Origin of the sequence: Novosphingobium sp. (assembly GCF_032093395.1) — a bacterium.
Lineage (GTDB): Bacteria > Pseudomonadota > Alphaproteobacteria > Sphingomonadales > Sphingomonadaceae > Novosphingobium.
On record NZ_DAMDBA010000087.1, the window covers coordinates 1 to 20,240 of the forward strand.

At 63.9% G+C, this 20,240-nt stretch carries 18 protein-coding genes and 1 tRNA gene; 7 read left to right on the forward strand and 12 right to left on the reverse strand.

Annotated features, from left to right (window positions below):
• Positions 1–133: 133 nt before the first annotated feature.
• The 4 genes from RT424_RS20705 to RT424_RS20720 form a co-directional block, all read right to left on the reverse strand.
• Complete coding sequence (locus RT424_RS20705; RefSeq protein WP_313442104.1) at positions 134–484, reverse strand: PilZ domain-containing protein; 351 nt, start codon at positions 482–484, stop codon at positions 134–136.
• 89 nt (positions 485–573) lie between these two features.
• Positions 574–753 (reverse strand): hypothetical protein, encoded by a 180-nt coding sequence (locus tag RT424_RS20710; protein ID WP_313442105.1) that lies wholly within the window; start codon positions 751–753, stop codon positions 574–576.
• Positions 753–5,024 carry a translocation/assembly module TamB domain-containing protein gene (locus RT424_RS20715; protein ID WP_313442107.1) on the reverse strand — a complete coding sequence of 1,424 codons (4,272 nt, stop codon included), beginning with the start codon at positions 5,022–5,024 and terminating at the stop codon, positions 753–755. The genes RT424_RS20710 and RT424_RS20715 overlap by 1 nt, the downstream gene beginning before the upstream one ends.
• The gene (locus tag RT424_RS20720) at positions 5,024–7,354 is read right to left on the reverse strand and encodes a BamA/TamA family outer membrane protein (protein WP_313442141.1); all 2,331 of its coding nucleotides are present in this window, start codon (positions 7,352–7,354) and stop codon (positions 5,024–5,026) included. The genes RT424_RS20715 and RT424_RS20720 overlap by 1 nt, the downstream gene beginning before the upstream one ends.
• A gap of 152 nt (positions 7,355–7,506) precedes the next feature.
• Between RT424_RS20720 and RT424_RS20725 the strand changes: the two genes are divergently transcribed.
• Positions 7,507–8,541, forward strand: a complete 1,035-nt coding sequence (locus RT424_RS20725; protein WP_313442109.1) for a YihY/virulence factor BrkB family protein — start codon at positions 7,507–7,509, stop codon at positions 8,539–8,541.
• On the opposite strand, the gene RT424_RS20730 is transcribed toward RT424_RS20725, so the two are convergent.
• Entirely contained in the window at positions 8,538–9,392 is an 855-nt protein-coding gene (locus tag RT424_RS20730) for a kinase (protein ID WP_313442111.1), read from the reverse strand. The genes RT424_RS20725 and RT424_RS20730 overlap by 4 nt on opposite strands.
• Positions 9,393–9,597: 205 nt before the next feature.
• On the opposite strand from RT424_RS20730, the gene RT424_RS20735 reads away from it, so the two are divergent.
• The 4 genes from RT424_RS20735 to ribH all read left to right on the forward strand — a co-directional run bounded on the left by RT424_RS20735 (position 9,598) and on the right by ribH (position 13,130).
• Positions 9,598–10,425, forward strand: a complete 828-nt coding sequence (locus RT424_RS20735; RefSeq protein WP_313442113.1) for a coniferyl-alcohol dehydrogenase — start codon at positions 9,598–9,600, stop codon at positions 10,423–10,425.
• Positions 10,426–10,537: 112 nt separating this feature from the next.
• Positions 10,538–11,341 carry a crotonase/enoyl-CoA hydratase family protein gene (locus tag RT424_RS20740; protein WP_313442116.1) on the forward strand — a complete coding sequence of 268 codons (804 nt, stop codon included), beginning with the start codon at positions 10,538–10,540 and terminating at the stop codon, positions 11,339–11,341.
• 60 nt (positions 11,342–11,401) lie between these two features.
• On the forward strand, positions 11,402–12,709 hold the full coding sequence (gene ribB / locus RT424_RS20745; protein WP_313442118.1) for a 3,4-dihydroxy-2-butanone-4-phosphate synthase: 1,308 nt from the start codon (positions 11,402–11,404) through the stop codon (positions 12,707–12,709).
• A gap of 1 nt (position 12,710) precedes the next feature.
• On the forward strand, positions 12,711–13,130 hold the full coding sequence (gene ribH, locus RT424_RS20750; RefSeq protein ID WP_313442120.1) for a 6,7-dimethyl-8-ribityllumazine synthase: 420 nt from the start codon (positions 12,711–12,713) through the stop codon (positions 13,128–13,130).
• Between the two features lie 115 nt (positions 13,131–13,245).
• Here ribH and RT424_RS20755 read toward each other — a convergent pair.
• The 4 genes from RT424_RS20755 to grxC all read right to left on the reverse strand — a co-directional run bounded on the left by RT424_RS20755 (position 13,246) and on the right by grxC (position 14,996).
• Positions 13,246–13,322: transfer RNA gene (locus RT424_RS20755), tRNA-Arg, on the reverse strand.
• Between the two features lie 70 nt (positions 13,323–13,392).
• Positions 13,393–13,893, reverse strand: coding sequence for a DUF1178 family protein (locus tag RT424_RS20760; RefSeq protein ID WP_313442122.1), 501 nt, complete (start codon positions 13,891–13,893; stop codon positions 13,393–13,395).
• A gap of 6 nt (positions 13,894–13,899) precedes the next feature.
• On the reverse strand, positions 13,900–14,727 hold the full coding sequence (locus tag RT424_RS20765; protein ID WP_313442124.1) for a carbon-nitrogen hydrolase family protein: 828 nt from the start codon (positions 14,725–14,727) through the stop codon (positions 13,900–13,902).
• A gap of 5 nt (positions 14,728–14,732) precedes the next feature.
• Positions 14,733–14,996 carry a glutaredoxin 3 gene (grxC, locus tag RT424_RS20770; RefSeq protein WP_313442131.1) on the reverse strand — a complete coding sequence of 88 codons (264 nt, stop codon included), beginning with the start codon at positions 14,994–14,996 and terminating at the stop codon, positions 14,733–14,735.
• A 221-nt stretch (positions 14,997–15,217) separates the two neighbouring features.
• Here grxC and RT424_RS20775 point away from each other — a divergent pair, with 221 nt between their 5' ends.
• Complete coding sequence (locus tag RT424_RS20775; RefSeq protein ID WP_313442133.1) at positions 15,218–15,688, forward strand: Hsp20 family protein; 471 nt, start codon at positions 15,218–15,220, stop codon at positions 15,686–15,688.
• 188 nt (positions 15,689–15,876) lie between these two features.
• Positions 15,877–16,812 (forward strand): AEC family transporter, encoded by a 936-nt coding sequence (locus RT424_RS20780; protein ID WP_313442135.1) that lies wholly within the window; start codon positions 15,877–15,879, stop codon positions 16,810–16,812.
• A 60-nt stretch (positions 16,813–16,872) separates the two neighbouring features.
• Here RT424_RS20780 and RT424_RS20785 read toward each other — a convergent pair whose 3' ends face one another.
• The 3 genes from RT424_RS20785 to tpiA form a co-directional block, all read right to left on the reverse strand.
• On the reverse strand, positions 16,873–18,501 hold the full coding sequence (locus RT424_RS20785) for a CTP synthase (RefSeq protein WP_313442137.1): 1,629 nt from the start codon (positions 18,499–18,501) through the stop codon (positions 16,873–16,875).
• Positions 18,502–18,652: 151 nt separating this feature from the next.
• Entirely contained in the window at positions 18,653–19,081 is a 429-nt protein-coding gene (gene secG / locus RT424_RS20790; protein ID WP_313442143.1) for a preprotein translocase subunit SecG, read from the reverse strand.
• Positions 19,082–19,216: 135 nt separating this feature from the next.
• Positions 19,217–19,975 (reverse strand): triose-phosphate isomerase, encoded by a 759-nt coding sequence (gene tpiA / locus RT424_RS20795; RefSeq protein WP_313442139.1) that lies wholly within the window; start codon positions 19,973–19,975, stop codon positions 19,217–19,219.
• Between the last annotated feature and the right edge of the window lie 265 nt (positions 19,976–20,240).

The window sequence follows — 20,240 nt, forward strand, 5'->3', positions numbered from 1 at the left end:
AGCAGCTGACTCTTAATCAGCGGGTCCTTGGTTCGAGCCCAAGTGCGTCCACCACCCTTCCTCCATTTCGACGATCATCCTGCATGGCCTGCCGGCTATCCTGAAAAGGCAGACCAGACCGTAACAGACGGCGTCAGGGTTCCGCGCCAAGGGCCGGACGTTCGAACTGGCGCTTGTCGGGGATCCCATAAAGCTGCGCCAGTTGCTCTATCTGCGCCCTGGAAAGCGGCGCGAGGAACGCCAAACCGGCGCGGTCGCCCTGGCTCCAACGCACTTCCGCCTCCACCGCCTTGAAGTTGGCGAGGCGCAGCGACACCCGCTGGTTGGCCACGAATTCCTCGGAAATGCCGACGATGCAACAGCCGCCTTCCGATATGTCGGAAAGCTCCACCCCGATGACGTGCCAACTCGACTTGCGGCAGCGCGCGCGAAGCAGCACGACGTGACGCGGGGATAGTCTGCCGCAATCGTCCCGCACCTGCATCTTAGCTCCTCGTGATCGTCCCGAAGTCATCCTCGGAGTCGATGTCCTAGCGACGAGAAGTAAACCCGAGGTTGCCTTGCAGAAGCATGTCAGCGCGCACCCCGCCCGTCCGCCTCTGCGGGCGGCGTGCCGGAGATTTGTGCATCGATCTCCTTGGCCCGCTGACCGATCGTTTCGCGCGCGGTGTCATACCGCTCGTCGAAGGTCGGCTCCTTGTGACAGGCGGCAAGCGATGCGACGCCCCCCATCACGATGAGAATGCGCCACATCAATAATCCTTCTTGATCCGGATGTTGAGGCTGTTGACGCCCGAGCCGCCGGCCTGGCTGAGTACCGACAGCCACCTGGTCACGCTTACTTCCAGCTGGGTGGCGGTGAAGCCGCGCGCATCGGTGATCAGCTCGACGTAGATGTCGTCGGTCAGGTACTGGCCTGCCGCGAGCGCGGTGCCTCGTCCGCTTGCTTCGTCGGGGCTGAGGATGCGAAGGCGATCGATCCCCGCTGCCGAGCGCAGCTTGCCGAGCGGATTGATTCCGCCGCCCGTCGCGCGCAGCGAGTTAAGCGATGTCGCCAACTGGACGGCCTGGATCGCGGAAAGGTTCTCGATCGAACTGCCGAAGAGGATGCGCGAGAGCACTTCGTCCTGCGGCAGGCTCGGCACCGACTTGAACTCGATCTGCGGGTTGAAGGCACGGCCGCTGACGGCGACGGTGACTTCCACGTCCTCGATCGATTCCGTTGCGGTGATCGCCACCGTCGGGTCGATCGTCTGCCCTCCGTTGAACGAGATCAGGCCATCGGAAAGCTCGAAGGACTTCCCTGCGAAGCCCAGCGTGCCGCGCACCAGCTTCACCTCGCCTGCCATGCTCGGTGCCGAACTCGTTCCGCTGAGGCGGAAATCGGCACTCCATTCGGATTCCAGGCCCATGCCCGAGACATAGAGCTTCTCGGGAGCCCTCAGGTGAAGGTCCAGCCTGACCGAGGAGAAGGCGCTGGTGATCTGTGGTGCCGGTTCGTCACCCGTCACGCGGGTTGGGCCCGAGCGTGGCTTGAAACGCACCCCGGTCAGATGCGGTACATCCACTGCGCCCTGACGCACGATCTCGTAACGGGTCTCCGGCAGGCGCAGTTCGCCTGACAGAAGGGCCGATTCCCCGGCATTCTTGACAAGATTGAGCGAGCCAGTCGCGCTTGCTGACAGCGAATTGCTGCGCGCCAGGCGGGCATTGTCCAATTTGACGTTGAGATTCATCGGGTAGCCTGCATCGGCGGCAAGGCTCAGCCGTCCATTCGCGCTTACGGTCCCGCTACCGGCATTGGCATTGAGCGAGGTCAGCTCGAAGGAGTTTCCGCTGAACTTGCCGTCAAGCGTCATGTTGGTGAGCCGGGTGCCATAGGCCTGGTACTCGTAAGTCAGATCCTTGCCCTTGACCAACCCGGTGATGCACGGATCCGATACGCGGCACGAGAAATCGGCGGCCATCCCCACCGATCCGGTGAGCGTCTGGCCCGGTTGCCCCGCGAAGGAGAACAGCGTGTCTGCCGGGCCGTTATAGCGGATGCCGCCACCCAGCGGTGCTTGCAGAAGGCGCGTGGTCCACGCGCCTTCGCCCGGAGGCAGAGGCCGCAGGCTGGCGACCAGGCGGCCGATCACGCTGCCCTGCTTTCGGAACACCGCTCGTGCCTCGCCGCCGTCGGGAAGCAGCTTGCCCACGAAGTTGATATCCACCGGCTGACTGACCGTGCTGGAGCTGGTGCGGGTGAAGTTCGATAGGCTTATGCGGGCATCTGCGCGCGGGAAAGCGGTGGAGCTTGGCTGCTCGAAGTCGAAGCTGCCGCTGGCCTTGCCACCCAGGCCGTAACCGGGAACGAAAGCGTTGACGAGAGCGACGTCGACGTTCTCGAGCCGGCTCTGGATTTTCATGCCCTCACCGTAAGTTCCGGCGACTTTGGCCGTCCCCGATCCGAAAGCGATCGTGGTAGGCAATAGTTCGTAGCCGCCATCCTTGGGAACGATGCGGGCCGGGGACTGGGTTTTCAGTGCGAGTCCGCGCACGCGACCCTCCAGGGCGACCCGCCAAACTTCCGGGGTGAGATCGGCATTCAAGCCGACACGGAACGGAACACCGCTGACACCTTCGATCAGGCCCTTGGCCTTGCCACGTCCGTCGCGATAATCGACGAGCACGCGGGCCGCCGCGATATCCAGAGCGCCAAAGGAGGTCCCCGCCAACTGTGCGTCCGCGACGACGCTGGGCTTGTCGTAAAGCACCGCGCGGCCGTCGATGATCGCCGATCCGATGGCAAGCTTCGCCGCGCCGGGGAACACCGCATCCTTGGCACGCAAGTTGAAATCCACGGCCTGGTATTTGCCTTCGGCATCGAGCTTGAGCGCTCCGCCGATGCCATTGCCGTTGGCGGTCAGTTGCCCGGCGAACGGCCCGGCCTTGGTCTGAACCATGCGTCCGGCGAAATCGACGCCTGCCAGGTTGGCACTGTTTATGTCCACCGAGATCTGCGAACCCAGACCCAACGATACATCCGCCTTCAGCGGACCGTAGTCGGTATCGCCGGTCATGTCGAAGCGATAGCCGCCGCGCGCGCCCGTTATCCGTGCGTCGAGGTTTGCCAGGCCGATGCCCAGTCCCGGTCGTTCAGCCGTGACGTGCGCGTCTGGATTGGCGATCGTCCCTGTCACCCGAACGCCGATGGCGCCGTAGCGATTGGAACTGCCACGCGCTGCGAGCGAAATGCGTCCATTGGGCGACCAGCTCCCCTGCCCGCCGCTGACTTTCAGTTCCGGCGCGTTGAGCTGAATGGAGGACAGGCGAACGACGCCATCGGGCCCATAATGGACGCGCGACGAAGCCGCGAAATTGCCGCCAAGATACGTCTGGAGACTTTCGTTGAGCAGCTTGGTCGAGCGCGCTCGGACAGTGCCGTCCAGAGCGAAACCGCCGCCTTCGCTCTTGAGGTCCATATTGGTGCGGATGTTGAAGATGCCGACGCTATCCAGCCGGTAGTTGTCGATCTTCCCGTCGATCGCGCCTGTGTAGAAGCCCTTGGCCAGATCGGCCACGAGGATCAGGCCGGCGTCGATCCGGTCGGACCGCAGGCGCATGTTGTCGGACAGGACGCGGGTGCCGTCGATCGCGAGGTCGCCGTCCAGCCTGACATTCGCCAGGCTTCCGCCTGCCACCGTGTCCAGGCCGGTGATCCGCTGCACGCGCGCGGACACCGGAATCAGGATCCTGTCCGCATCGACCCGCGCCGCGCCGCTTGCGGTCAGCCGTTCGAGCCCCATGTCGTTCATCACCACGCGGGCGGCGTTGATGCGATAGGCAACCTTCGGCGTGGAGAAGGCTCCATCGAGCGCGAGCGATGCGGTAAGGCCCGCTCCGCTCAGGTTCGGAGCGATGGCGGCCGGTTTCAGCAGTGCGAAATCCAGCTTAAGGTCATCGAAACTGTTGCTCGAAAGATCGACGACGCCGTTCGGCGTCAGGGTGAAGGCATCGCTCCAGACGCGGCCGGTCACCGTGGCACGGCGCTGGTCCAGCGCAGCCGTGATATCGAGATTGGTGATCGGCCCCAGCAGGCTGGCGGTCGGCCCGGTCACGAGGCGAGCGATCCGGGTGGGGCCCTTTACCGTAAAGGTGCCGTTGCGAGCCGAAAGCGCAAGATCGGCGAGATCCTCTTCGCCCAGACGAGCGTCGAACTGGCCGTTCCAGGCTTTCCAATCGCCCTTGCCGCCGAGCTTGAGCCGAAGCGGCTGCTTGAAACCGGCCAAGGCGGCGATGACGCCACCGGTCGGCGCATCCAGATCGACGTCGATGGCGAGACGGTTCCTGGCAGGCACGGCATCGAGCAGCAGATCGAAGCGGTCCCCACCTTCTTTGCCCTCGATGGCGATCGTACCGCCCTTTGCCGATACTTGCGCGCGGCCGTCTGAAATATGGGCCTTTCCGTCGATCGTGACGATGCGTCGATTGCCGGAAACCGGCGGTTCCGCGATGAAGCGGTCGATCTTCAACCGGCCGACGTCGATGTCGATGTCCGGCAAAAGCGGGGCGTCGCTGGGCGGGGTCGGCTTGAACTTGGGCACCCGGCGCAGGATCATCCGCTGGGCGGTAGCGCTGCGCACGTCCACGTGATTGCTCAAATAAGCGAAGGGCCGCCAGTCCACGTCGATCTCGGGCGAGAACAGGAACTCGCCCTGGGGATCGCTCACGGACAGGTTGCGAAGCGTCATTTTTCTGTAGAGCGAGCCCTCGATGCGGCCCACCTTGATGCGCATTCCGTTCTCGAACTGCAGTCCGGCGATCTGTTCAGCCACGAAACGATGGCCCGGACCGGTGTCGATGCCGAAGATGACGGCCGCCACCAGCACGACGACGCCCAGCACCAGACCCACCACGGTCTTGAGCAGGCGAATCCGCACGCGGCGCCAGAGCGAGGGCTTGGACGCAGCAACCTCCGAGCTGTTCTCAGGGGCGCCATTCTCGGAATCGGGGGCCGGATTCAGGGTGTCATCATCCGACATCAGAAAGCCTGTCCGATCGAAACATAAAGATTGAAGCGGGATTCGCCGGGCTGGCGATTGACCGGCGTCGCGACGTCGAGACGGACCGGACCGAAGTTCGTGTAGAAGCGACCGCCGATACCGACACCATACCGCAAGTTGTTGAATTGCGGCATGGTCTCGCGATAAGCCTGACCGGCGTCCACGAAGGCCACGATGCCATAGTTGCCGAAGCGATAGCGCGCCTCGACGGATCCTTCGTTAAGGCTGCGGCCGCCGACGGCCGTGCCGTCCGGAGCCTGTTCGCCGAGCGCCTGATAGGCATAGCCGCGCACCGAACCGCCGCCGCCCGCGTAGAGCCTGCGCGAAGGCGCGATGTCGAACAGCCCGGCTCCCTGGATCGTGCCGAAACGCACGCGGCCGGCAAGAACGAGGCTGTCCGTCACCGGATAATAGGCCGATGCATCCACCCGCGCGCGGACGTAGGGGTCGAAGCCGTTGCGTACCGTCGCTTCCGGCTGGACCAGGGCCGTAACGCGGTAGCCCTTGGTGGGATCGAGCAGGCTGTCGCTCTGGTCGAGCCCGATCTGGCCGTTGACGCCGGCCACGTAATAGAGCTTGCGGTCGCGGTCGCCGGTGTCGCGGTTGTAATCGGTTTCGGCGGTGGCCAGCATTTCAACGCCGAAAGCGTAAGTATATTTCTTTTGCCAGATCGGCGTCGAATCCCTTGCGACACGCGCCGCAATGCGTCCGGTGTAGGCGCTGTAGGCGTCGTAGTCGTTATGAAACGCCTCGGCTACCACTTCGAAAGTACGATCGCGCTTGCCGGCGTTGGAGCGCCGGAACGTGACGCCCGCCCCCTGCTGACGCGTGCCGGCAACCGCCCTGGCAATCAGGGCGCCTTCCGGCGGAAACATGTTGCGATGGGTCCAGGTCGCCTGCGCGGTAATGCCCTCGCCCGTCGCATAGCCCACCGATCCCGCGATCGTGCGCGGGGGGCCGGCGTCCTGTTGGACGTGGAGAGTGACGTACTCGGTATCGTCCGCAGCTGCTTCGCCGGTCTTGCGCGGCTCTACCGAAACCGTCGAGAACAGGCTGGTGGCGACAAGCGCCTTGCGCAGATCGTCCACCTTGCGGCTGTCGTAGAGCTGACCGCGCTTGAAGCGGGCGAGCACGCCGATGTGATCGGCATCGAACGCCAGGTCTCCGGCCGTCGTGAAGCCGCCGAACCGGCCGCGCGGCCCCACGTCGATCGGCAGGGTATAGACGCCTTCGCCGCTGTCCTCATCCAGCAGGATGTCGCGGTCACCCACTTTGGCGAAGGCATAGCCGTTCTCCGGCAGGGCCAGCGCGACTTGCGCTTCGGCCCCCTGCACGCGCTCCGCAACGATCGGCTCACCGACCTTGAGCGCCAGGTTGCGAGAGATAAGGTCGGTTGGAACCGTGGGGTCGGCCTTCACGACGATGTCCGAGAACGAATAGCGCTTGCCCGGCGCCACCTTGATCACGGCCACCAGCGGGGCGCCTTCGGTACCCTCGGCAGACCTCTCGACACGGGTGGTCACGATGGGCGAATACCAGCCTTCCGAGGCCAGCACCGTCTGCATCAAGGTTGCGTCCTCGGTCAGGCGGGCATTGACCATGGCGAGGTTGGCGGCCTTGCCATCCCCCTTCTTCAAGGCGGAATGGGCCCGGAATTCGTCGCTCAGATCGGATTCCGTTTCGCCGTCGGCACTATCCAACCCATCGATCCGGGTCTGGTATGCGATCTCGACGTCCTTGGTATCTGCCTTGTCCTGTTCCGCGAACTGGACAGGCGTAACCTCGAACTGGTCGATCGGCGGCAACGGAGCGGTCAGCTCCGCGTCACGGACAGGTGCATCGCCGATCAGTTCCTGCGCGTCGCCATCCGCAAGCGCCGGATCGCCCAAGGGCGGCGCCTGACCTTCCTGCGGCTTCGCATCGGTCTGCTCGCTGGCCATGCGGCGCTCGAACGCATCGATCGATTCCAGTGGCTTGTCGAGCTCCGGATCGTCCTGCGAATCGAGCTTCGGTATGGCCTCGTTGAACTCGTCGTCCGGAATGACCGGTTTCACATCCGGCAACGCGACATCGGCAGGCGGCAGCGGCACCGCAAGCTTGCCGGCCTGCACCTGATCATCGTCAGGCACGGCAACTGGCGCACTTGCGGGCGCAGACCCTGCGGGTTGCGACACAGCGCCTCCTGCGTTCCCGCCCTGCGCCAGTGCAGGCGCTGCGGAAAACGCGAGGAGAAGGGAAAGAGTGGCAAGTCCCGCACCGTCGCGCAGCGAAAGGGAACAAGCCGGCTTCTGATCGATTAGCCAAGGCATGAGCAGCGCGATGTAACACCCCCTGTCGAGAATGGGCAACAGGCCCCCTCGTGGAATACCCTATCGCATTGCAACAGCGAAAGTTCCCTGCCGCAAGTGGGTAAGAGATGAAATCTGACGAACGAACCGCGACGTCAACCGCCAAGGTGGAGATGTCGACACAGTCCGTGCCGAAACAGCCGGGAACGGATGCAAATGCGCCTTGGCAAATCCCTGGCCGTGCCTGGTGGAAGATCCTGAAGCGCGTCTATGTCATGAGCGGCTTCCACGAACTGGGGCTGCTCTCGGCGGGTCTGGCATTCTATTGCTTCCTCGCGCTGACGCCGCTTATCGGCGCGACGGTGATGATCTACGGCCTGTTCGGCAATGTCGACAGCGTGCATTCGCAGATGCAGAGCATCGTCGAGGTCGTCCCGCCGGAAGTTTCCCGCATGCTGGAACAGCAACTTGTCCAGATCGTCACGACCAGTCGCGGCGTTACCGGCTTCGCGCTTCTCATAGCGCTGTTCTTTGCCATTTTCGGTGGGATGCGCGCGGCGAACGGAATGATGAGCGCGCTCAACATCATCAACGAGGAACGCGAGACGCGCGGCACCATCTCGCTCACGCTGCGTGCGGTGGGCCTTACCGTGTCTGCCGTGTTCATCGCCCTTACCGGGGTGCTTTCCGGCGGCGTCTTCGCGTGGCTTCAGACCCAGACCAGCGTCTTTCTGGGAGATGCCACCGCGATACTGTTCAAATGGTTGACCTGGGTGGCCGCAGTGGTGCTCGGCAGCGTCGGCTTCGCGCTGATCATGCGCTACGGCCCCGATCGCAGCCCGGCCAAATGGCGCTGGCTCGCGCCTGGCTCCCTGCTCGCGACGCTGCTCTGGATCGCGGTCTCGTTCGGGTTCTCGCTCTACGTGGCTTACATCAGCGACTACAATGCCACCTACGGGTCGCTCTCCGCGATCGTCGTGTTCCTTATGTGGCTCTACCTTTCCGCTTACGGCGTGCTCCTAGGCGCGCTTGTCAATGCCGAGATCGAGCGCCAGACCTTCTGCGACACCACGATCGGCCCGACGCTTCCTGCCGGCGAACGCGGCGCGGTTCTCGCCGACCTTATCGACAATCGCGTTCCGTCGGCTTCCGAACTCGAACGCCACAAGCGTCGCCGCGCGGAACAGGTCCGTCGTCAGGCGGACTAGGATGTGGATTGCAGCGGCCGGCGTTGGTCATCCAGCCTGATGACCAGATCGGCGCGCGCGGGCATTTCCTTCAGAATCCAGCGAGTCAGCCTTTCGTAGTGGGCGACGAAGCGAGCAATTTCATCGTCATCCATTCGCCGCGCGCCTTCATCGCCCAGTACGAGACCCCGCTCCTGCTCCGCCCTCCAACCCTGTACCACCTCGAAACCGGGCGCAGCCAGAAGGACGAGCCGGTCTATCCGGGCGAACAGGCGCTGATAGGCATCGCCGAGCGTATCATTGACGAAGCTTCGCCAGTGAGCGTCCGCGTCCGCTTCCGCCTCCAGGGCGTTTACCGGTTGCAGGAGATCGCCGGGCGGCTGCGGCAAGGCGCCGAGGCACCAGCCCTCCAGCAGCACGACCTCGCACCCCGGATCGACGATCGGCCAGTCCCGCTCGGCAACGCGCTCGTCGCGGGCCTTGTCGAAGCGCGGAAGAGCGACCGGCAGACCGCTTTCCAGATCGTCGAGAACCTCCAATCCCAGTGAGATATCATGCGTTCCCGGCACGCCGCGCGTGGCCAGCAACGGATGGACATCCCGCGCCAGCGCCATTCTCTCGTCCCGAGTGAGATAGATATCGTCGAGCGAAAGCGTCGCCGCCGGCAAGCCCTCACGCGACAGGGCTTCCGCCAGTGCGGCTGCCAAGGTCGACTTTCCCGATCCCTGCGCGCCGCAGAGACCGATGACGACGGGCCTGCGTCGATGCCGGGCAAGCGCCGCGCGCACCTGCCCCAGCACAGCGGCCAGAATTTCGGGATCGATCCGCGGGGGCTCGCTGGCCTTATCGCCTTCCGGTCTGTCGCTTTTCATTCTACCTTTTCGAGCGTTCCCTTTGGATTGGCAAGAAGCCTGCATCGCGGCGGCGATCACCCTTTGAGACGGTTGAAGACGGGGGGGCTCTGGGACTAGCTACTCGGCGAAACAAGCGCGAGGCCGGTGCTTGCGACCGGCCAGCGGATCCTGCCCGCCTGGGCGCGTTCCGCAACCCATCGCCCGCAGGAGAGGAAGCAGGAAGATGAGCGATATTCTGGGATACAGAGGCAAGCGCGTTATCGTCAGCGGCTGCTATTCGGGCATGGGCGAGGCGACGGCGCGGTTGCTCGTCGATCTTGGCGCCGAAGTGCATGGCTTCGATTTCAAGGAAAGCGCCGTGCCGATGGCCTCCTTCACGCAGATCGACTTGCGCGATCCCGCCACGATCGAAAGCGCCGTGGCGAAAGTGGGCGGCAAGGTGGATGCCCTGTTCAACTGCGCGGGCCTGCCCGGCGGCGGCGGGTTCCCCGCTATCGACGTCATGAAGGTGAATTTCCTGGGAACGCGTCATCTCACCGATACTGTCGTTCCGTTGATGGGCGAAGGCGCGGCCATCGTCTCGATCGCATCGACCGGTGGCCTCGGCTGGAGCCGCCGGATCCCGGTTCACATGCAGCTTCTGGCGACGCAGGGCTTCGAGGCCGGCCTTGCCTGGTGCGAAGCCAATCCGGATCAAGTTGCCGAAGGCTATGCCTTCTCGAAGGAAGCCGTGATCGTCTGGACCCAGTTCATGGGTGCGCAGCTCATCAAGAAGGGCATTCGCATCAATTGCTCCCTTCCCTCTCCCACCCAGACACCGATGATGGCCACTTTCCATGCCACCTCGGGCAAGGACGTGGTCGATGCGGCAGCCGAACCTCTCGGTCGCTACACAACGCCCGAGGAACAGGCCGGTCCGCTGGTGCTGATCAACTCGCGCCTTGCGGGCGTCGTGAACGGCATCGTCATGCCGGTCGACGGCGGTTTCATGGGCGGGCTGGCGACCGGACAGGTCGATATATCACGGATGATGAGCAAGCAGCCCGCCTGAGGCGACGTCTCACAAGCAATCGGACGAAGGGTCGGACGGCATCGCCGCCCGGCCCTTTTCCCTATGCGTCAACCTGCTAAGAGACGCGCAACGACGGTAAAGGAGAGCACGCATGGATGACGCAGTACTGTACGAGATCGACGGGGACGGCATCGTCACGCTCACCCTCAACCGTCCGGGAATGCGCAATCCCATTTCCGACCCTGCGGTAATCGATGCCTTGCTCGATGCCCTCGCCCGGCTTGAGGAAGATCCCGCAGCGCGTGTGGCGATCCTGACCGGCGCCGGAAAGGGCTTCTCTTCCGGCGGAAACATCAACGAGATGAAGCCGGGCGGCAACGTCAACGGCGGAATGCCGGTGCGCACACGGCTCAACTACAAGCGCGGCATCCAGCGCCTGCCGCTGGCCTTCGCGGCCCTCGAAGTTCCGGTGATTGCCGCCGTCAACGGCGCTGCGGTGGGCGCCGGCTGCGACCTTACCTGCATGTGCGACTTGCGCATCGCGGGAGAAAGCGCGCGGTTTGCCGAAAGTTTCGTGAAGATCGGCCTGATCGCGGGCGATGGCGGCTCCTGGCTGCTTCCGCGCGTGGTGGGCTGGTCGAAAGCGGCCGAAATGGCGCTTACCGGCGACATGATCGACGCTGCCGAGGCACTGGCCTGCGGCCTGGTATCCAAGGTGGTCGCCGATGACCAGCTCATGCCCGAAGCCCGCGCCCTCGCCCGCCGGATCGCCGCCAATCCCTCGCATGCGGTCCGCATGACGAAGCGGCTGTTGTGGGAAGGACGACGCAGCGACCTTGCCACGCTGCTGGAGATGGCCGCCGCGATGCAGTCTGCCGCTCATGCCACCGAGGATCACGCCGAGGCCGTCGATGCCTTCCTGGAAAAGCGCAAGCCGCTATTCAAAGGCTCTTGAATTTCAATGTGATCGGAGCATATGGCGATCACATCGAAATGTGAGAATGGATTTATCGCTATGGCTGGGAATGTGATCGAACAGGTCCGCAGGCTCGTGAACGAAGGCGGCATGAGCAAGGCTGGCCTTGCCCGCGCGGCCGGACTTCACGCCAATACGCTCCGCGACTGTACCGAACTCGATTGGAACCCCACGGCCGAGACGCTGACGAAGCTCGAACGCTTCCTCCTGTCGAACGACGACCGCCCGGTGCTCGTCCCGATCGAGGAGATCATCGACGAGGCCCGCAACGGTCGCATGTTCATCCTCGTCGATGACGAGGATCGCGAGAACGAGGGCGATCTCGTGATTCCCGCGCAGATGGCCACGCCGCAAGCCATCAACTTCATGGCCACGCATGGTCGCGGGCTGATCTGCCTGACGCTGACCAGCCAGCGGGTTCAGGAACTCGGGCTCGACCTGATGAGCCAGCACAACGGCACGCGTCACGAGACCGCGTTCACGATCTCGATCGAGGCCCGCGAAGGCGTGACCACCGGCATTTCCGCCGCAGACCGCGCGCGCACCATCTCGGTCGCCATCGACGGCACGAAGACCAAGGCCGACATCGTCACCCCCGGCCACGTATTCCCGCTGCGCGCACGCGACGGCGGCGTGCTGGTACGCACCGGCCATACCGAGGCGGCCGTCGACATTTCTCGCCTTGCCGGCCTCAACCCTTCGGGTGTGATCTGCGAGATCATGAAGGACGACGGCACCATGGCGCGTATGGACGACCTGATCGCCTTTGCCCGCATCCACGATCTCAAGATCGGCACGATCCGCGACCTTATCGCCTATCGCCGCCGCCATGACCGCATGGTCGAGAAGAAGAACGAGATTACGTTCCAGAGCCGCTTCGGCGGTCAGTGGCTGGCGCGCAGCTACTTCAACAAGGCGACCGGCGAAGAGACGATGGCCTTGATCAAGGGACGGATCGATCCCGCCAAGCCCACGCTCGTGCGTATGCATACCCTGTCGATGTTCACCGATGTCTTCGGCGAGGAATCGACCGAGCGGGGCGAACTTCTCCACCGCTCGATGGAAATGATCGCCGAGGAAGGCGCGGGCGTGATCGTGGTGATCAATCGCCAGATCAACCAGCTGATGTCGCGCGTCATGGATATCAAGCAGCAGATCCGCGCCGGTGAAATGCCGGACATCGAAGAACTGCGCGACTACGGCGTGGGAGCCCAGATCCTGGCCGAACTCGGCATCCACGACATGATCCTGCTCACCAATACGCATCACTCGCTCGTCGCGCTGGAAGGCTATGGCCTCAACATCGCCGGCGAACGCCCCATCACCGCCCCCGAAGGAGCGAACTGACATGGCCCGTTTTCTCATCGTCGAAGCCCGCTTTTACGACCATCTCAATGACAAGCTGATCGCCGGTGCCAAGGCCGCGCTGAAGGCGGCCGGCCACCAGGCAGACGTCATCACCGTGCCCGGCGCGCTGGAGATCCCGGCCGCGATTTCGCTCGCGGATGCCACGGGAGACTACGATGGCTACGTGGCGATCGGCGTCGTCATCCGCGGCGAGACCTATCATTTCGAGATCGTCGCCGGCGAATCGGCGCGCGGAATCATGGCCCTGACCATGGATGGCATCCCCATCGGCAACGGCATCCTGACGGTCGAAAACGAAGACCAGGCGCTCGTCCGCGCAGAACCCGCGCAGAAGGACAAGGGCGGCGAAGCAGCCAAGGCCGCCATCGCTCTCTACGACCTCAAGGAAAAATTCGCCTGAGCCTATTCGGCCGAAATGCGAACCAGGAATGCCCGCGATTTCGCGGGCATTCTTTTGCCCGGAATCCGTGCCGATAACAGGCCCAGGTTTGCGGACAATATAAGATCAGGGGAAGTGGTGCGCCCGACGGGCTTCGAACCCATGGCCCCCAGATTAGGAATCTGGTGCTCTATCCGGCTGAGCTACGGGCGCACTCGAAGCGCCTCCTAGCTTGGCGCGCCGGGCTTGGCAACGTGTTCGATGAGGCGTTCGATGGGACCGTTCAATTGGCCTGTTCCGGCGGAAGTACCGGAAACGGCAGGGGCGCGACGGCGATACCTTCCTCGATAAGTTCCTTGGCCTGCTGGACGGTCGCGCGGCCGTGGATGGATTCGCTGTCCTGCTCCCCGTAATGCATCGCCCTTGCGTCATCCGCGAAACTGTCACCGACGAAGCGGCTGGATTTCAACGCCTCCGCTTGCATGACGGCAAGCTTCTGAAGCACTTCCACAGCCTGTGGCGGAAGCTCGACCGGAGCGGCAGGCGCATCCTCGGCGCGCTGGGCCGCAGGAACGGGCACTCCAGCCCTGACCGGTTCCGCACGTTGATTGCCCTTGAGCCCGAGGCGTGGTGCCTGCACCGCCTTGCAGACATCCGCCGAACCGCACTGGGGGCAAGCGACCAGGCCGCGCTCCAATTGACGGGCGTAGTCGTCCGAGGACTTGAACCAGCCCTCGAAACGGTGCTGCGCGGAACGGCATTCGAGATCAAAGACAATGGGCATCGGCGGCTATTTGGCGATATCACGGCGGTTGGCAAGACTGGGCAACTGCGCGCGTACTTCGGCGATGCGCGCGGGATCGATCTCGACGAAGCCCAGGCCCGCTCTTTCGCCCCCCAGATCGAGGAGTATCTCGCCCCAGGGATCGACGGCCAGCGAATGCCCGTAGGTTTCGCGGCCATCTTCGTGCCGACCGACTTGCGCCGCACTGAGCACGAAAGCGCTGGCTTCGACGGCGCGGGCGCGCTGCATCAGATGCCAATGCGCCGTCCCGGTCGGCACGGTGAAGGCCGCGGGCGCCGCGATCAGGTCGCACCTGGCCCGCCCGAGCGCTTCGAATAGCGCCGGAAACCGTATGTCGTAACAGATTGCCAGCCCCAGCAGGCCCAGCGGGGTTTCGATGGTCACCACGCGATCGCCGGGCGCGTAGGCATTGGATTCGCGCCACGTCTCGCCAGTCGCCAAATCCACGTCGAACATGTGGATCTTGTCGTAGCGGGCGCGAACTTCGCCGGTATCGTCGATCACGAAGGCGCGGTTGGCAAAGCGTGCATCGTGCTGAGAAGCCGGCGGCCGCACCGCCAGCGAGCCCAGATGCACCCAGATGCCCTCGCGTGCAGCCGCCTCGCGCACTGCGGCAAGAACCCGGTCCTCGGATTCCGGAACGATGTTCGGCGCTGCGCGCTCGCGCTTGCGATCGATCAGCCCCGACATTTCCGGCGTGAACAGCATGGCCGCGCCTGCCGACTTGGCCGCGCCAATGGCGGAAACCAGCGCTGCGGCATTGTCCTGCGGCGAAATCCCGGAAGTCATCTGAAACAGCGCGGCGCGGCCCATAGCGATCAGAGCCCCAGAACGGGGTCGAGTTTGCCCGCGCGGTTCAGGGCGTTGATATCGTCGAAACCGCCATAAGGCGTTCCGTCTACCAAGACCTGAGGAACCGTGCGCGCTCCGGGAACTCGCTCGAGCATCTCCTCGCGCTTGGGACCACCCGTCGTGATGTCGTATTCCTCATATGCCACGCCCTTTTCGTCCAGGAGCGACTTGGCCATGACACAGTAGGGGCACCCCCACTTGGTATAGATCTCGACCTTGGGCTGACTCATCGAACTCTTCCTTTTCCTTTTGGCGACCGGAGCCACTTTCCCGCTATCGGGCCCGCTATCAGCCCCGCTATCGGCAGGCGCGCGTGCGGACCTTGAAACCGGGGTCGGCTATCATATCTAGGGATTCAAGTCATGGCCCGCCAAGGGCATGGCTTGAAAACGAGGCGCCGGACGGTCCGGGCCTCGACGAAACGAAGATTGCTCATTGGAGGATTTTTGTCATGAACCGCATCGATTTCTCGCCCTATCGCCGTACCATGGTCGGCTTCGACCGTCTTTTCGACATGATCGAAAACCAGGGTCGCGCTAATCCGGGCGACAAGTACCCCCCTTTCAACATCGAGCGTCGCGGCCCCGATGCCTATCGCATCACCTTGGCCGTGGCAGGCTTCAAGCCGGCCGACATCGACATAACCGCGCAGGCCAACCTGCTGGTGGTCAAGGGGCATAAGCCCGATGAGCAGGCGGACGGCGAAATGCTCCATGTCGGGATCGCCCAGCGCGGTTTCGAGCGCCGCTTCGAACTGGCGGATTATGTCCGCGTCGATGGCGCCGATCTGGCCGATGGCCTTCTGGTTATCGATCTGGTGCGCGAAGTGCCCGAGGCGATGAAGCCCAAGAAGATCGCCATCGGCGGCAATACGCTGACGGTTGTCGATGGCGCCGCCGGAGACGCCTCGGCCGCCGCCTGATCGCGCCCCTCATCGCGCCGATGAATTGATATATGCGGGCGGTCCGGATTTCCGGGCCGCCCTTTCCATATGCGCCTTCCTGACACCGATTGCGCGCACCGCACCGGGCGCACGCAAAAGAGCGTTGGACAGCCTGAAGACATTGCCTAAGCCGCGAGCTTTGCAACCTTGTGGGCTGCCCGTTCCTCATGATCTCGATCCTGTCGATCGTCCTCCCGATCTTCGCCTTGACCTTCGTTGGCTGGCTGGCCCGCAGGATCGGTATCTTCAGTCCGCAGTCGACCACCGAACTGAACCGCTTCGTGGTCTATCTCGCCCTGCCCGCGCTGCTGTTCGACATCGTTGCCAAGGCAAAGGCGGCGGACTTGTGGCAGCCTGACTTCGTGGCCGTGTTCAGTCTCAGCACGTTCTTCTTCTTCGCCGCAATCGTCGCCGCAAGCCGGCTGGCCGGTAGAGACATCGGCGATGCCGCGATCCATGGATTGAACGGTGCCTATTCCAACACCGCTTTTCTGGGATTCCCGCTCCTCCTGGCGACCCTTGGACCGAGTTCGCAGACGCTGACGCTGATCGCTACGATCAACACCGTGTGCATGCTCTTTGCCGTTGCGATCGTGCTGATCGAATTTGGCAACCAGTCCAGCGCCCGACCGATGGTAGTCGCACTGCGGGTAGCCCAGGCCCTGTTTCGCAATCCGCTGGTGCTGGCGCCGCTTCTGGGCTTCGCCGTGATGTGGAGCGGCATAGGCGTTGCTGCCCCGCTCGACGCCTTCCTCAAGCTCCTGGGTTCGGCCGCCAGCCCCTGCGCCCTGGTGTGCTTGGGCATGTTCCTGGCTGAGCCAAGAGAGGTCGAAGCCGGTAGCACCGGAAAAGCGGCCTTGCTCGTAATCCTCAAGCTCTTCGCCTATCCGGCTCTGACGCTGGCTCTGGCTATCTGGGTCTTTCCGCTTGCAAAGCCGCTGCGCAATGCAGCGGTGCTGCTGGCGGCGCTTCCCACCGGAACGGGCCCTTTCATGCTGGCGGAATTTCACCGCCGGGAAGGTAGCCTGACGGCAAGGGTAATCCTCGTCTCGACCCTATTGTCGATCGGCACGATCACCCTGCTGCTTTCGCTTCTCGCCTGATCGGAACGAAAAAGGGCGGGCTCTTCCGAGCCCGCCCTTTCGAAAAAAATGACGTAACGGTCAGACCAGTCGCGCCTGCCGCAGCGCGGCGGCGATGAACCCGGCGAACAGCGGGTGCGGCTCGAACGGCCTCGATTTGTATTCCGGGTGGAACTGCACGCCGACGAAGAACGGATGATCCGGGCGTTCGACGATTTCCGGAAGCAGACCGTCAGGCGACATGCCGGAGAAGATCAGGCCATCGCCTTCCAGCGTCTCGCGATAGGACGCATTCACTTCGTAACGGTGACGGTGACGCTCCGAGATCTGCGTGCTGCCATAGATCGCGGCGATATGGCTGTTTGGCGAAAGCTCGGCCGTATAGGCGCCGAGGCGCATCGTACCGCCCAGGTCGCCGCCTTCGGCACGCTTCTCCAGGCCGTCCTTGCCCATCCACTCGGTGATGATACCCACCACCGGTTCCTCGGTAGGGCCGAACTCGGTGGAGTTGGCCTTCTCGATCCCGGCAGAGCGCGCGCCTTCGATGCAGGCCATCTGCATGCCGAGGCAGATGCCGAAGAACGGCACTTCCCGCTCACGGGCAAAACGGACCGAGGCGATCTTGCCTTCGGTGCCGCGCTCGCCGAAGCCGCCCGGAACCAGGATGCCATGCATCGGCTCGAGCGCGGCGGCGATCTCCGAATCTTCCTTCTCGAAGATCTCGGCGTCGATCCAGTTCACGTTGACCTTGACGCGGTTGGCCATGCCGCCATGGACGAGCGCTTCGTTCAGCGACTTGTAGGCGTCCTGAAGGCCGACATACTTGCCGACCACACCGATGGTCACTTCGCCTTCCGGATGCTCGAAACGATCGGTAATGTCGTTCCAGCGAGCGAGGTCGGGCGCCTGCGACGCCATGCCGAAGTGGTGGAGCACTTCGGCATCGAGGCCTTCCTGGTGATACTGGAGCGGCACCGCGTAGATGTTCGGCGCGTCCAGCGCGGGGATGACGGCCTGCGGACGGACGTTGCAGAACAGCGCGATCTTGCGGCGCTCGCTCTCGGGAAGCTCGCGGTCGCAACGACACAGCAGGATGTCCGGCTGGATGCCGAGTCCAGTGAGTTCGCGCACCGAGTGCTGCGTCGGCTTGGTCTTCAGCTCGCCGGCCGCCGCGATGTAGGGCACCAGCGTGACATGGACGAAGCAGGTCTGCTCACGGCCGAGTTCGTTGCGCATCTGGCGCAGGGCCTCGACGAAGGGCAGGCCCTCGATATCGCCGACCGTGCCGCCGACCTCGCAGAGCACGAAGTCGAGATCCTCGGTCTCCGTCATCGCGAAGTCCTTGATCGCGTCCGTGACGTGCGGGATCACCTGAACGGTGGCGCCCAGGTAGTCGCCGCGGCGCTCCTTGGCGATGATGTCCTGATAGATGCGGCCCGAGGTGATGTTGTCCGCCTGACGAGCCGATACGCCGGTATAGCGCTCGTAGTGACCCAGATCGAGGTCGGTCTCGGCACCGTCGTCGGTGACGTAGACTTCGCCATGCTGATACGGGCTCATCGTGCCCGGATCGACGTTCAGATAGGGATCGAACTTGCGGATGCGCACGCGGTAACCGCGTGCTTGCAGGAGAGCCGCGAGGCTCGCCGCCATGAGACCTTTGCCGAGCGAGGAAACCACGCCGCCGGTGATAAAAATATGCCGCGCCATGGGAGTCGGCCCTTAAATTGCATGGGGGCACGAGCGCAAGAGCGCTGTGCCTCAATCCACAGGTCAAAACAAATGAAATGCCGCCTGCCAGAGCCAGACGGCATTCCTGTTACGATGATGCGCCGGGTTGAACCCTGCCGCTATAGCCGTTTTACTGGCCGGCAGCACCCGAAAGCGGATCATTGGCCGGGGCGCTGCCGGCCGGAGCCGAACCGCCGTTGGCCGGAGCCGGGCTGGCGCCATTCGCCGGTGCAGCAGACGGTGCCGCTGCTCCGGCCAGCGGATCGGCCGGCTGCGCGGGTGCGGCCGGAGCCGTCTCGCGCTGAAGGGAGGTATCGATATCGCGGCCGGTGGTCGTATTGACCGCCAGCGCCGCAAGCACGATCGAAAGAATCACGAAGACAGCCGCAAGAACGCCGGTTGCACGGGTCATGAAGTTGGCCGCGCCGCGTGCCGACATCAGACCCGAGGGATTGCCGCCGCCCACGCCAAGGCCGCCGCCTTCCGACTTCTGCATCAGAATGACGACGACGAGCAGCAGCGCGACGATCGCCTGGACAACGGTCAGAAAGGTGAACAGCATCTTGCGTTTTTCTCAGTCTTCTCTGGGCCGAACGCCCGCATCTCAAGCCGCGCAGATAGGCGCTCACCGCCCGTCGCGCAAGTCATCAGCCGAATGCCGCGCGCAAAGCCGCAAGCCCTCGGAATTACGATCTCAGTCGTTGCCCAGCGAAGCTGCGGCACCGACGATCGCCAGGAAGCTCTCGGCGCTGAGGCTCGCGCCGCCGACCAGCGCGCCGCCCACTTCGGGCACGGCAAGCAATTCGCCGGCATTATCGGCCTTGACCGAGCCACCATAGAGAATGCGCACGTCGGCCCCGCCCTCGCCGTAAATGGCAACGAGCGTCGCACGGATCGCCGCATGCATCGCGGCCACGTCCTCGATCGAAGGCACGCGGCCGGTGCCGATCGCCCATACCGGCTCATAGGCGACCGAGAGCTTCTCGGGGGCACCGTCCACCGCAGGGCACGATCCCTCGATCTGCGCGGCGACCACGGCTTCGGCGTCGCCCGCATCCCGCTGCGCCTCGGTTTCGCCAACGCAGAGAATCACCGCCAGGCCCGCCGACAGCGCAGCCTCGCCCTTGGCTTTCACGTCCGCGTCGCTTTCACTATGAAGGGTGCGTCGCTCGGAATGGCCGACGATCGTGAAATCGGCGCCCGCATCCTTCAGCATCGGGGCGGAGATGTCGCCGGTGAAGGCGCCGCTGTCTTCGGCGCGGCAATCCTGTCCGCCCACGCCGATCAGCTCGACGGCATCGCGAATGCGGTAGAGCAGCGTCGCCGGCGGCGCGACCGCCACCTGCACCTTCGGAAAGCGTGCAGCGGCCCGGTCGATCGCGCGCGCCTCGTTGAGCATCGCACGCGTGCCGTTCATTTTCCAGTTACCGACGATGTAAGGCAGACCAGCCATCTTATTAAGAAACCTTGATTTCAGGGCGCATAGGCCTCTCCGAAACCCGCCAGGGAGCGGGAATCACGAGCCGCGCTTTCCCGGCGCTGCTAGTGCAGAGAGGCCGGTCTTGTCAAAATTCGTGCTTCCTTGCCGACGCCCCACCCCCGGCCTTGCGACGGCTTGGCCACGGAACGGCAGTCAGCGAATTGGCGAGTCGATGTGGGCTTATCGCACGTCGGCATTGCAGGATGGCACAAGCCACCCTAAAGCCTGCGCGTCTTCT